Origin of the sequence: Staphylococcus sp. GDY8P198P, assembly GCF_017891615.1 — a bacterium.
GTDB classification, from domain to species: domain Bacteria; phylum Bacillota; class Bacilli; order Staphylococcales; family Staphylococcaceae; genus Staphylococcus; species Staphylococcus cohnii.
Map to the genome: position 1 here is coordinate 149,302 of NZ_JAESJQ010000012.1, position 12,734 is coordinate 162,035.

At 31.2% G+C, this 12,734-nt stretch carries 13 protein-coding genes; 2 read left to right on the forward strand and 11 right to left on the reverse strand.

The window, feature by feature from the left end:
• Positions 1-19: 19 nt before the first annotated feature.
• On the reverse strand, positions 20-868 hold the full coding sequence (gene bla / locus KA824_RS10015) for a class A beta-lactamase (RefSeq protein ID WP_107385841.1): 849 nt from the start codon (positions 866-868) through the stop codon (positions 20-22).
• A gap of 340 nt (positions 869-1,208) precedes the next feature.
• Positions 1,209-1,796 (reverse strand): immunodominant staphylococcal antigen IsaB family protein, encoded by a 588-nt coding sequence (gene isaB, locus KA824_RS10020; RefSeq protein ID WP_210133264.1) that lies wholly within the window; start codon positions 1,794-1,796, stop codon positions 1,209-1,211.
• A gap of 272 nt (positions 1,797-2,068) precedes the next feature.
• Between isaB and KA824_RS10025 the strand changes: the two genes are divergently transcribed.
• Positions 2,069-2,374, forward strand: coding sequence for a monooxygenase (locus KA824_RS10025; RefSeq protein WP_107385843.1), 306 nt, complete (start codon positions 2,069-2,071; stop codon positions 2,372-2,374).
• 131 nt (positions 2,375-2,505) lie between these two features.
• Here KA824_RS10025 and KA824_RS10030 read toward each other — a convergent pair whose 3' ends face one another.
• A complete protein-coding gene (locus tag KA824_RS10030) occupies positions 2,506-3,345 on the reverse strand; it encodes a sialate O-acetylesterase (RefSeq protein ID WP_107524079.1) in 840 nt (279 codons plus the stop codon).
• A gap of 203 nt (positions 3,346-3,548) precedes the next feature.
• Between KA824_RS10030 and KA824_RS10035 the strand changes: the two genes are divergently transcribed.
• Positions 3,549-4,616 (forward strand): acyltransferase family protein, encoded by a 1,068-nt coding sequence (locus KA824_RS10035; protein WP_107385845.1) that lies wholly within the window; start codon positions 3,549-3,551, stop codon positions 4,614-4,616.
• Positions 4,617-4,771: 155 nt separating this feature from the next.
• Here the strand turns inward: KA824_RS10035 and KA824_RS10040 are convergent, their stop codons facing one another.
• The 8 genes from KA824_RS10040 to KA824_RS12910 all read right to left on the reverse strand — a co-directional run bounded on the left by KA824_RS10040 (position 4,772) and on the right by KA824_RS12910 (position 12,732).
• Positions 4,772-7,288 (reverse strand): glycosyltransferase, encoded by a 2,517-nt coding sequence (locus tag KA824_RS10040; protein WP_107504782.1) that lies wholly within the window; start codon positions 7,286-7,288, stop codon positions 4,772-4,774.
• A gap of 11 nt (positions 7,289-7,299) precedes the next feature.
• Positions 7,300-8,241, reverse strand: coding sequence for an NAD-dependent epimerase/dehydratase family protein (locus KA824_RS10045; protein WP_107385847.1), 942 nt, complete (start codon positions 8,239-8,241; stop codon positions 7,300-7,302).
• 470 nt (positions 8,242-8,711) lie between these two features.
• Positions 8,712-9,677, reverse strand: a complete 966-nt coding sequence (locus KA824_RS10050) for an ornithine cyclodeaminase family protein (RefSeq protein WP_107385848.1) — start codon at positions 9,675-9,677, stop codon at positions 8,712-8,714.
• A gap of 9 nt (positions 9,678-9,686) precedes the next feature.
• A complete protein-coding gene (locus KA824_RS10055) occupies positions 9,687-10,097 on the reverse strand; it encodes a hypothetical protein (RefSeq protein WP_107385849.1) in 411 nt (136 codons plus the stop codon).
• Positions 10,098-10,242: 145 nt separating this feature from the next.
• Positions 10,243-10,893: a 3-oxoacid CoA-transferase subunit B gene (locus KA824_RS10060; protein ID WP_107385850.1), complete on the reverse strand. Its 651-nt coding sequence runs from the start codon at positions 10,891-10,893 to the stop codon at positions 10,243-10,245.
• 1 nt (position 10,894) lies between these two features.
• On the reverse strand, positions 10,895-11,590 hold the full coding sequence (locus tag KA824_RS10065; RefSeq protein ID WP_107385851.1) for a CoA transferase subunit A: 696 nt from the start codon (positions 11,588-11,590) through the stop codon (positions 10,895-10,897).
• Positions 11,591-11,776: 186 nt separating this feature from the next.
• The gene (locus tag KA824_RS10070) at positions 11,777-12,592 is read right to left on the reverse strand and encodes an accessory Sec system protein Asp2 (RefSeq protein ID WP_308811668.1); all 816 of its coding nucleotides are present in this window, start codon (positions 12,590-12,592) and stop codon (positions 11,777-11,779) included.
• Positions 12,499-12,732 carry a hypothetical protein gene (locus KA824_RS12910; protein ID WP_245335989.1) on the reverse strand — a complete coding sequence of 78 codons (234 nt, stop codon included), beginning with the start codon at positions 12,730-12,732 and terminating at the stop codon, positions 12,499-12,501. The genes KA824_RS10070 and KA824_RS12910 overlap by 94 nt, the downstream gene beginning before the upstream one ends.
• Positions 12,733-12,734 lie beyond the last annotated feature (2 nt).

Genomic DNA, 12,734 nt, shown 5'->3' on the forward strand with positions numbered 1-12,734 from the left:
ATATTTCATTTGACTGAATCTATTTCAATGACTTAATAGCTTTTTCCGCTGCTGTTTGAATCACTTTATCATCAGGTTTCGCATCTTTATCTGTTTTTTTCGTGTAAATAGCAAGAATAATTGGCTTACTTTGGTTTTCTGGATAAACAAAAGCTAAATCATTTCGACTACCATATGTTAATCCCTGGCCACTCTTATCACCTACAACATCATCTTTTGACGCACCTGCTTTAATTAATGTATCTCCAGTTTCATTATGGATCATTGTATGTTTTAGTAGCTCAAGGTTGGGTCTACTCATGTTCTCACTCGCTAAAAGATGGTTCAACGTTGTTGCAGCCATTTTAGGTGTGGTTGTATCGGCTGTACTTTGCGGATCATATAAATTTAAGTCTGGTTCAAGTCTTTGCGGGTTTGAGATATTGTCTCCGCGTTGTTTTAGTGCTTGTTGAAATCCTTTAATACCACCTATTTCTTCGATAATTTTATTATTTGCTGTATTATCACTTTGCAACATAGAAGCTTTAATTAACGCTCTTAAGGTCATTTGCTTGCCGACATATTTTTCAGTAACAGGTGAATAAGCGACAATGTCATCTTTTGAAATAGTTATTTTTTTATTTAGTTCTGATGTTGGCGTATTTTGTAATAATATGCCACTTGAAATTGCTTTATATGTAGATGCAAATGCAAATCGTTCATCTGATCTGTGCTGTATCACTTTACCATTAGAGGTATTGATGCCATAGACCCCTACAATTGTATCATTATCTTGTTCAATTTGATCAAAACTTTTTGCCGCAGCGACGTTCCCTGTGACTGCTAACAAAATAAGACCAACCAAAACACTTAAATATAATTTTTTCATATTTTTCCCCCTATTCATATGTGAACGAAACGCTCTATACTTACGTTTAACTATAATCATAAATATAACAAAACACAATTATCTTTATTAAACATACGCATTAAATTATAGATATAATTCAATTGACGGTATATCTTCAATAACAATAATCAGCAAAAATGCTGATACATTTGCTAAATGAAAACTATTTTTTAATGGCTATACAACAAGATAAGCTGAGACATTTAATATGCCCCAGCCTAGAGTACACTTTCATTTAAATTAAATGTTACTACAATCAAAAACATACCATTTCAAAGCTTCTCTTAGTTGTATCCTATTTTTATAAACATCATTCTAATTACTGACCAATTGTTATTTCTACCAAATTATCATTTTGATCAAAGAATGCAGTATAAAAACCATTATTTGTCGCGTATTTTACATAAGTGCCATCTCCATTGCCTAATTTTCCATCTTCTATGATTTCATTTGAAGCATGTGCTTTCTTAAACGTTGCTTTAGATACAGAATCAGGTTTCGTGAAGAAAGTGAGTTGTACTACTTCATTGTCACTGTTAAATTCTACGCTTGTATCATAAACTTTCTTAGAATGATCAAATTCTTTTTTGGCATCAGTGTCAACTTTATAACCATCGATCGTGACATTATCATATTTCAAAGCGCGTACGAAGTTATAATCTTGTGTAAATGACGGGTCATATGTTGTATAACCTTCGTAATTATACCAAGGTGTTGTTTGTGCTTGAGAACGAACACCATTTTCACTATTTGCACCGCTTGCGCCACCTTCACCGTGTCCCCATTTTTGGACTTGTTCTGCTGCTTGCGCTGTTGGACTACTCGTTGAGATATATGGTGCTGAAGAACCAACGACCAGTGTAGATACTACGACAGTTGCTGAAATTAACTTTCCGACTTTACGCATAATAAATCACTCCTTATTTGTAGTCTCCTATATGCAAAGTGTAATTATTCACTTTCATCATACACCTCTCTATTTTATTTGCAAGTAAATTTACACTTTCTTTACAAAATAATGGGAATTATATATGAAAATGCTTTATTGATATACCAATAAGATCATTCAAAAAGTTGTGATAATACCTATCAGAAAACGATTTGAGCCAAAAGTTTATGCGATTTAACATAAATTGATATAGTAAGCGTAATAAATAATTTAAAAGGGATGGGTTTATCATGATTTATATTTTACAAGTTGATTTTCCAATCGATGGCCCTTTTGGCCAAGAAATGTCCACACAATTCGCTGATTTAGCGAAATCTATAAATGAGGAACCAGGTTTTTTATGGAAGATATGGACAGAAAATACTGATGAAAAAGAAGCGGGTGGCATTTATGCATTTGATAGCTACGAAAATGCCGAAAACTATTTAAATATGCATAGTGAACGCCTTAAATCCATGGGTGTACCCAATGTAAATGCTAAAATATTTGCTACGAATGACACACTTACTAAAATCACACATGGAAGATTAACATAGCCGAACTTGAACGATAAAATACAACTAGCCTTTCAAATCCACACAAAAGAAGTGCGTTTTGAAAGGCTTTTTTAGGCGTTAATGAAGCGAATAAAATGAATACTTTAAAATGATGACTTCTCAGGTGATTACTAGTTCAGTTGAGACATTTCATTGATAAAATCTTGATACGTTATTTTATTTTTAGATAACCTAGCAACAAGCATATATATTTGTTCATTTTTTGTGAATTCACTTTTATATAAATCTTTTTCAATTTCGCTCTCATTCTCTAAACGATTTACGACGTTCTTTGCGCTTGAAAATGCTTCATAATATCTAATTCCAAACAATCGTTGAGAGAAACCATCTATATGAATGCCATCTGGATTTGCTGTTAAGCCTTCTGCTGTAACAAAGTAGCAATGATGCTCTTTCTGCGCTATATTTTTTATTATTTTATTAATTTCTTGATACTCTGTAGCACTAGCGCCAAATCCTTCTTTTCCTAAAAACGTTCCTAACAATCCAATGACAAAGGGAAGTTTAGGTAATTCCAGTTCTGTCCTAAAAAATTGAATTAAATGTGATAGTTTTGCTTCATATGTTTGATATTTATTATTTTGACTATCACTTTCACCTTGATGCCATAAAACACCTATCAATTCAGAAGTTTCCATGGCAAATCTAGCTTCACTTAAAGCATGCCGTGTCAACATGCTTTTATCCGACCATTCTTCAATGGAAGTACCCCCATCAGCACATGGAATTAATCCAATTGTTTCATCTGGATGATCATCTAGCCATCGCTTTGCAAACGATGCTGCTGGTCCAATACCTGCTACAGAACGATCACTATGTATCGGTTCTTCCATCATTTGCCATCTACCATTTCTAAGCATAAAAATACGTTCATCAATGATTGGCTTTACACCATCTAAAAAACCTCGTCCTGCCATATTTGATTGACCAATAAGTAAAATTGATTTCATAAACCGATTCCTTTCACTATTTAAGGTTTTAAATGATTATTTTAAATATATGTAATCATATCATTCTTTATTAATCTTACTCAATTACTATATTATGAGTTGCCACGCTTTATATAAAATGATTATAAAACTAAATTCATATAAACTTTACTTTTAATACTAATTATCATATTATGGAATGGATTTTGAGAGGAATTTTGATTTTGGAAAGGAAAATGGAACTCACCTATGCTAGGGCGATATTTTGTATCGCAATAGTCATCGTCCATTGTTTAACCGGTTTAGTAAACGATTATCATATTTCACAATTTGAAAAATCACTTTTTAGTTTTTTACAAGTTATTTTATTATTTGCAACACCGTGTTTTATTATTTTGTCGGAAACATTATTAGGCATGCGGTATTCAAATAAAATTCCGCAAAACTTTTTACTTAAACGTATGAAATTTATTTTAATTCCTTATGCTTTATTTGGTTTATTTGTCACTTTCAGGCTATTTCTTGGTGATAGTTCAGATAAATCATTTTGGGAAATCTTTTTAAATATCGTCTTAGAAGGTAAATTTTTCGGTTGGTTTGTACTCGTTATTTTTCAGTTTTACATATTACATCGCTTATTTTATAAATTATTGAGTAAGGCCAATCCTATAGTTGTACTTGTCATTACTTTTATCATTAGTTTTGGACATTCTTATTTAATGTATTACAGTAATGATTATCTTGCATTCTGGGATTTTTATCCATTATTTAGTAGAACGATTATTTTATATTGGTTATTTTACTTTGTTGTCGGTTTCTATTTCGGTAAATATTATGACACTGTTATTCAATTTTTAAAACGTCATTTAGTTTGGTTGCTATTGATATGGCTATTGGCTTTATGTTATATGGCATTTAACTTTTCTTATTTAGATGTACATCTGAATGAATCTAATCGATTTGACTTAGTCTTATTTTCTGCAATCAGTTTTGTATTTATCGTCTATATATCGAAATTTTTAACTCGATTTAATTTAGTGTTTGTGTTTTTAATTAGTGAAATATCATTTTTCATTTATTTAGCACATCAGATTATTGTAGACTTTATTTCTAGATCGTTGGCATCATTTGTTACGTTCCCAACACTATTTTTAATTCTAAGTACTATTTTCACACTTGGATTTTGTATTGGATTAGCGATAATACTATCTTTTATTCCATATGTAAGAATTATTGTAGGAAGAAATACGCTACATCCTATGGTTGTTAATAACTATAAACATCATAGTTAATGTGCAAAAGTTGCTGTATAAACAAAGCATTTCAAATTAACAAGCCAGTATAAATCGAACGATTTTAAATATATAAAGGACGCATCCACTTCATATGGATGCGTCCTTTATTTTGGGCTTGAGCATTATTGCTCATCCCTTAGTTATTTGATATTTTAATCATCTAATAAATGATAAAATTGTTCAATTGCTTCTTTATTATATAACTCCGGATCAAATTTAGCATAAGCAGGTGTTTCCTTATTAATAAACTGTTGTATGCTTGTTTGTAATGATTCAGCATCGTTAAAACTCAACATACCGTATTTACCATAGTCAAGGACATATTGATTGGCTGGTATATCTGATGCCAAAATATCTATGCCTACAGTTAACGCTTCTAATAAGACCATTGATTGTCCTTCGTAATAAGATGGTAAAACAAATAAATCACAGTCTCTCATAATATTAAATGGGTTTCTTTTTTGCCCCATTAAAAATACATGTTCTGATAAATCTAATGAGTCAATTAACTTACTTAATTGGTTTTTGAGTGGACCATCTCCTAAAATATATAATTTCGCATTAGGATTTGCTTCCACGACACCGCTAAACGCTTGAATTAAATTATCAAATCCTTTTTCAGGTGATAATCTTCCCATAGTCATCACTTTAAAATCAGCTTTATGGAATGGCACGCTTGTAATTTGCTTATCCTGTTCTCTAACGATGACACGCTCACCATTTTTCATAAAGATATCATTATCTTCATCCACCAAATTATAAATTCTATCCAAATTAATTGTATTCATCGATGATTTAAATTTTTCTTTTGTTTTTCTATTTGCTATTTTTTTAACATTTTCTTGCTTGGTCACTTCAGAAACACTTACGAGCTTATCATAATAAGGATACAAGGACATTACACCTTTTAAATTGGCATAATGTGGTCTCACACCGTTCACTTTACGCTCCATATCCATTTTCATATCACTGTGTAAGTAGATTAATTTTCTTTTAGCATTACTTGCTAACAAGATTTCAGACCAAAACATCGCATAACCACTAAAATCCATAACTACATCAAACTCTGAATTACCAAACACTTTTCTAAATTCGCGTTGATACATTGCTTCAGGATAAATTTTTTCTTCAATTTTCGATTTGATACCTCTATTGCGAACCAATAGATTACGATAGTATTCTGAAGTGTTGGCTAACAATGGGCCTCTTCTTAAAATAACTCTCACATTGTCATTTAAGCTATATAAATTATCTATGACGTCTTTATTTCTATTAAATCCAAGGTAAACTGTAATATCATATCTATCATAATCAACATTTTCTAATAAATTTAGAATCGATGTTGTTATGCCATTAGGTTTCATACCACCCGGATATATTAAAATACGCTCTTTTCTATTATTTTGATCACCTTTTTTGGGTGCGTCGTGATGAAACACTTGGTTGACGACTCTTTCCGTGACTTGACCATCATCATAATTCACAAATTTTTGTTTATATTTTTGATAGTTTCCTTGATATTGCGCTAACATATTTTGTGATTCTTTGACAGTAGCTACCAATGCTTCAATTGAGTGTACACTTGGCCCTGGGAGACTATCCACAGAAAGATAAAATCCTCTGTCTTCTTCATAGGCTTTATAATCAGGTGTATAAAAAATTATAGGTTTATCTGTAACTAAATAATCAAAAAAGATACTTGAATAATCAGTTACGAGCAAATCAACAATACTGAGTAATTCATTCGTATCAAATGTATCCTCTACTAAGTATTTCTTTAATTTTTTATTACCTACTGCTTTTTTATAAATAAACGGATGCACTTTTAATAATACTTGGTAACGTGTTTGTTTATTTAATGCTTCAATCAGCGCTTCAATTTCTTCAATATTATCTTCTGGTGAACTCACTGTTTGGCCACGCCACGTTGGTGAAAAGAGTAAAATCGGTGCATCTGTTAATTTAATGCCTTGTTTTTTTAATTTTTGTATAACTTCTTTTGACTGTGCATTTAATGTAGCATCTATTCTAGGATAACCAATTTCTAAAATTGCTTCATCGTTTAAACCGTCTAATTTAAATGCTTTTTTAAAAATATCTGTCGTATGTTGGTTAGGTGAAATGATATAATCAGAACTTAAAAAATTGCGAATTGTATTTTGTGATTCTAATAAATTTTGATTGATATCTAAACCCATTGCCTTTAATGGCGTACCATGCCAAGTGTTTACATATATCTGATTTGGCTTTTTCGTAAAATACGTTGGAAATGTCGCATTATTAATAAGATATTTACACTTTGTTAAATAATGTAAATAGTCTTCACTTTCTTTTACAATAAATTTTACATTTTTATATTTACTATATTTTTTAGAAAATGCTTTTTGCATTTTTTGAGATGCCACGACCCAAATATGTATATATTTTTGATAATCCGGATGGTTCATTAAATATTTAAATATCGCATAAGGACTATCCGTCATGCTTTGTCCGTCTCTAACTTGATACAAAATATGCTTGTTATCTACTTCAATCGTTTTATAAAGATTTGCATAATGCATAATATTTTTTGTGTACTTACTTCTTAGTTGTAATTTCAATGGTTCAGAAATGAATTTTAATTTTCTTTTCGTTTGATTTAATACAAACTTTTTCGTTTTACCAATCATTCTTCCACCTCTTAGTTTATCTTATCTGTATTCGAGTATTTAATATATTCAGTTAAACCTGACACAATATCATATTGTGGCTTAAATCCTAGCGCTTCTAAACCTTTGATATCAGCACAAGAATGTTTGATGTCCCCACTTCTTGATTCAGCAAACTGATAGTCTATAGATTTATTATAAACTATTTTGAATTTATCGAAAATTTCTAATAGTGATATTTGTTTACCAGTAGCTAAATTATATATTTGGCCATTCGTTGTTGCGTTATACATCACGATCGAAACCGCTTGCACTAAGTCTTTTACGTATACAAAATCTCTTGTTTGTTCTCCATCCCCAAAAAATGTGAATGTTTCATTATTTTTAAATTTTTTATCTATAATAGATAATACACCAGAGTATGGTGAATGAGGATCTTGTCTCGGTCCATAAATATTAAAGAATCTTAAAGCAGTTGTTGGTAGGTTGTATAGCGTATTGTAAATTTTTGTATATTGTTCCCCAGCATATTTTTCGACAGCATAAGGTGATTCCGGATCGATAAATGTTTCAACTTGTTTTGGCAACCCCTCAGTATTGCCATATACAGCTGCTGATGAAGCAAAAATAAACTTCTTCAAATTATGGTTATATTGACGATTGGCTTCTAAGAGATTCAATGTACCATTTATATTGACAGATTGAGACTTTATAGGATCATTTATTGTTTCTACAACGCTAACTACTGCTGCTAAATGAATAACAATATCAAATTGTTCTTGCTCTACTAATGATGTCACAAAAGATGTATTAACCACATCATTTTCAATGAAATGTGCATCATCTATAAATTTAACATTCGAACGATGGCCTGTGCTTAAATTGTCTAATATAAACACCTCATTATCATTATTAAAATGTTCTGCTAAATGTGAGCCAATAAATCCAGCACCACCTGTAATTAGTATTTTCATTTTTTCTCCTCCTATATATTCAAGTCATAAGATATTTATCGTCAATGCTTTTAATAAAATATATTACTTCATACAACTAACTTTTATTATAAAAAAACGCAATAGTATCACAAATAAAATTATAATTTTAGTTAATTAACATTTTCTATATATTAATACAAGTTTAACAATTTTGAAGAACAAATCAAAAGAAATTGAGGTAAAAACTTAATAATAATTGAATAATAAAACCATGCCCTTTGCAAAAATTCTTTTCCCCCAATAAATGAAATGAGTTATAATATGTTCTGCTATTAGTGCAAATGGTGTTTAAAACGTTCAACTTAGAAAACTATCATAAAAAGCGTTCCACCATAAGTTTCCTTTAAAGGATAAAATAATACCTACATTATACTATAAAGCGATATGGCGAAACGCTTAAGAATTTTACTATAAACTATCAAAATTTTACTCTGTCGACCTTATATAACTTAAAGTGCATCATTGTTTTCTTGTGCTTTTTGATAAAAATAATTAGCAACAATAATATCTACAATGGCTACACCTACAGATTTAAAAACGGTAATTTCATCATCACTTTCACGTCCAGCTAAATTAGAACCGACGATTTCACCTAATTCTCCATATAAATCTTTTTCTCCAAATAAACCTTCATCCATAGGGGTAATTAAATCTCCTGTTTCTTCTAACGCCGCTTCCGATGCTTCTACAACTACTTTATCGGCATTGGCTATAGCGTGTGAAGGTAACTCTTGCATGTCTGGTTTAAAAGAGCCCACAGCATTCACATGCACCCCAGCATCTAATGGTTTATTAAAAATAGGTTGTGTGGCGTTGGTTGCTGTGACAATAACATCGGCATTGGCTATCGCATCATCAACATTTTCCATCACTGTCACATCTACAGATTGATATTGCTGTTGTACTGTTTCTGCAAATGTCACAGCTTTACGATATGTTCTGTTATAAAGTTGAATACGCTTGATATCTCTAACAGCTAGTACAGCTTCAATTAATCCCTGTGCTTGGTCACCTGTGCCTATGACACATAATGTTTCTGCATTTTCACGGGCAAGGTATTTTGTAGCTACGCCAGAAATTGCACCTGTACGAATTTTGGTTAAGTATGAACCTTCTAATACAGCTAATGTTTCACCGGTTTCATAATCAGATAATATAACAGATCCGACGATAGTATTTTTACCTATCTTTGTATTGTTAGGTGCAACTGTTACTGTTTTAAGACCCACAACTTTCAATTCATCAGATAGGGCCGGCATAACCAGATAACGATTATCTTCATTAAAAGGAAGTACATAACGTAAAGGAGTATCCGTTTTCCCTTCAGAATAGGCCTGTAAAGATTCTGCGACCGCTTCAACGACTTCTTCCATGTTTAATAATTCTGCTTGTTCATGTGCATCAATAAATTGCATAAGCCACCTCTATTCTTCTACATTTTCTGACTCTAAAATATTACTCTTCTTTTCCATTTTATTTTCAAATAGGATTAATCCTATAAATCCAACGATAAGTAAAGGAATGATAATCCAAGCCATATGATTATTGACATACACAGACACACAATATATCGCTAATAATAGCGTTATGGCCACCATATTTTTAATAAAAAGCAACCAATAATCCATTTTCACACTAAACCATGTTTGTTGCTGATTATCTTCTATTTTAATATGATATAACGTAAACTTTAAATGTGTAATCAACATATAAATAAATGCTAAAATGCCCATTAGCAACAATATTTTATGAAATATTCCATCAGGAACCACATCTGCAGCCGCTGCAAATATAATAGCAATAACAATACTTTTCAGTTCTGCATTTTGCTTCATATCAATCTTCGCACCTTTGTAATCAATTCAAGCTATAATGTTACAATAACATACTTAAACCGAATTTTAAGCTTGGCTAAAGATTAATTTTTTAATATAACAAATGCCTATCTAGGAATACATCGTATGACATCTCGAAAAACACCTAACGATTCAAACAATTTTCAAAATAAGCATCTGTATACTTTTGTACTTGTTCAAGTGTGGCACCTTCTTGAAGTTCAACCAATTTCATAACTTTATCTTCAAATTTAAAAACAGCTAAATCTGTAATTAACGTGTTAACAACACCTGCGCCAGTTAATGGCAAATCACATTTTGCTTTTATTTTAGATTCACCGTGCTTATTCATATGATCCATGATAACGACTACTTTCTGAGCACCAACTACTAAATCCATAGCGCCGCCCATACCTTTTACTAGCTTGCCTGGTATCATATAGTTTGCTAAATCTCCTGTTTCCGAAACTTCCATGCCTCCAAGAATTGCTAAATCAATATGCCCCCCGCGTATCATGGCAAATGATTCTGCATTGTCAAAATAAGATGCACCTTTAGCAGCAGTAACCGTTTCTTTACCTGCATTAATTAAGTCAGGATCAACCTCATCTTCAGTAGGATATGGACCAATACCAAGCAAACCATTTTCAGATTGGAAAAAAACATTTTCCACATGATCATTGAGCTCATTTGCTACAAGCGTTGGCATACCAATACCTAAATTAATCACCATATCACTTTGAATTTCTTGTGCTGCACGTTGAATAATCTTCTTACGCTGTGTTTGTTTATCCATGTTATGCCTCCTTCACTGTACGTTTTTCTATACGTTTTTCAAAATGCTTGCCTAGATAGATATAATCCACATATACACCTGATAGATGTACATCATCTGGATCAATTTCACCTAATTCAACAATTTCTTCTACTTCAACGACAGTAGTTTTAGCTGCCATGGCACATAAAGGATTAAAATTACGCGCTGTTTTTTCAAATACTAAATTACCAAATGTATCTGCTTTTTGAGCTTTCACAATACCAAAATCACCTGTAATGGCACGTTCCATAATGTACGTTTCACCGTCAAATTCACGTGTTTCTTTACCTTCAGCAATTAAAGTACCCACACCTGTTTTGGTGTAAAATGCTGGAATACCCGCACCTCCTGCACGTAGTTTTTCAGCTAACGTACCTTGTGGTGTAAGTGCTACATCTAACTCACCATTAATCAGCTGTTGTTCAAATATTTTATTTTCACCAACATATGAGCTGACCATTTTATCTATTTGTTTTTTCTCTAGTAAGCGACCTAGTCCAAAATCATCAACACCACAGTTATTACTCACTACGGTTAACCCTTTTGTACCTTTTGTCCGAATTGCTTCAATAGCATGCTCTGGTATCCCGCATAGTCCAAAACCACCGGCGAGCACTGTCATGCCATCATCTAAATGCTCAAACGCTGTATGTATATCTTGAATGACCTTTGACATGTTATAACCTCACTTCTTTTTTAAAATTAATACCTAGTATTAAAAACAATTATACTTGAAATTTTTTGCGAAGTCTTTTATTTCATGTTGGCGTTTTCATAAATATGAATTTTTACTTTACTTTTAAAATTAGTTTAAAAAAAATTATAAAAAAGCAAGTTTCAAATATGAAACTTGCTTTTTTAGTTAATCGAATTTTTTATTTAGTAACATTTTATTTAGTAACATCAATTGTTCAGGAACACTATTTCTTGAAACATCAGGATGATTTACAATCATATTATCTTTCATACGTATTTTATTTATTAGATTTTCTTCTATTCTATTTGTTTGATCATAATATAATTTTACATTTTCACAACAAATAATATGTTTTTCAAAATGATTACTTTCTTTTAAGCTTGTATTAATTATCGGTACTAAATCTTCCTGTCTCAAACCCTTCATAAACCTTCTATCATTTTGTTCTAGTGCCCCACCAATATTTACTATTGGATCAACAGCTAAAGTTTTCAAGTCAAGCGCTGCTCCATGATAAAGTGCACCTGTACCACCTTTAGATCCTCCATAAAGAACAACATTTTCTTTTTTTATATCCAATTTTTTTATTAAATTTAAAATTGAAAGCTGGATATCTTTTTCATAATCAGGATAGTTTGATGTACTGATATAATGTGAACCATGTGACACATTTAGATCCATTATTCTCATTGTATATACATTTTTAACCAGATTTCTTTCTATTCCATTAAAAAACTTTGGAAACATTCTCTTAGGCATTAACGAGCTATCATAATCACTTAAATTTGGCATACAAGTAAATATTACTAAAAGTTTTTTAGGAACTTCATTATTTACTTTTCTATCTATAGGTTTATCCAAAGTATAAAAAATTTCGTTGAATTTTATTAAATCTTTCCTCTGAAATAATTCCTCAGCATGTGTTCTTTTATAAAATTTTGATATTGTACCTTGATGAAAATATAATCGTTTTTTAATAATTCTTTGTACTTTGCATGTATTTCATTATTTTTTCTTGCCATTTCTATATAATTAAATTTACTTTCTGTATCAATTAGTATTCGTTTCTCACCATTAAAGATTATTTCTTCATTCAATTTATATATATAACCATTATCCATAA

Bases quoted from the DNA above. Each gene is read 5' to 3' on its own strand.
- bla (WP_107385841.1), bottom strand. From the start codon at position 868: ATGAAAAAATTATATTTAAGTGTTTTGGTTGGTCTTATTTTGTTAGCA.
- isaB (WP_210133264.1), bottom strand. From the start codon at position 1,796: ATGCGTAAAGTCGGAAAGTTAATTTCAGCAACTGTCGTAGTATCTACA.
- KA824_RS10025 (WP_107385843.1), top strand. From the start codon at position 2,069: ATGATTTATATTTTACAAGTTGATTTTCCAATCGATGGCCCTTTTGGC.
- KA824_RS10030 (WP_107524079.1), bottom strand. From the start codon at position 3,345: ATGAAATCAATTTTACTTATTGGTCAATCAAATATGGCAGGACGAGGT.
- KA824_RS10040 (WP_107504782.1), bottom strand. From the start codon at position 7,288: ATGATTGGTAAAACGAAAAAGTTTGTATTAAATCAAACGAAAAGAAAA.
- KA824_RS10045 (WP_107385847.1), bottom strand. From the start codon at position 8,241: ATGAAAATACTAATTACAGGTGGTGCTGGATTTATTGGCTCACATTTA.
- KA824_RS10050 (WP_107385848.1), bottom strand. From the start codon at position 9,677: ATGCAATTTATTGATGCACATGAACAAGCAGAATTATTAAACATGGAA.
- KA824_RS10055 (WP_107385849.1), bottom strand. From the start codon at position 10,097: ATGAAGCAAAATGCAGAACTGAAAAGTATTGTTATTGCTATTATATTT.
- KA824_RS10060 (WP_107385850.1), bottom strand. From the start codon at position 10,893: ATGGATAAACAAACACAGCGTAAGAAGATTATTCAACGTGCAGCACAA.
- KA824_RS10065 (WP_107385851.1), bottom strand. From the start codon at position 11,590: ATGTCAAAGGTCATTCAAGATATACATACAGCGTTTGAGCATTTAGAT.
- KA824_RS12910 (WP_245335989.1), bottom strand. From the start codon at position 12,732: ATGGATAATGGTTATATATATAAATTGAATGAAGAAATAATCTTTAAT.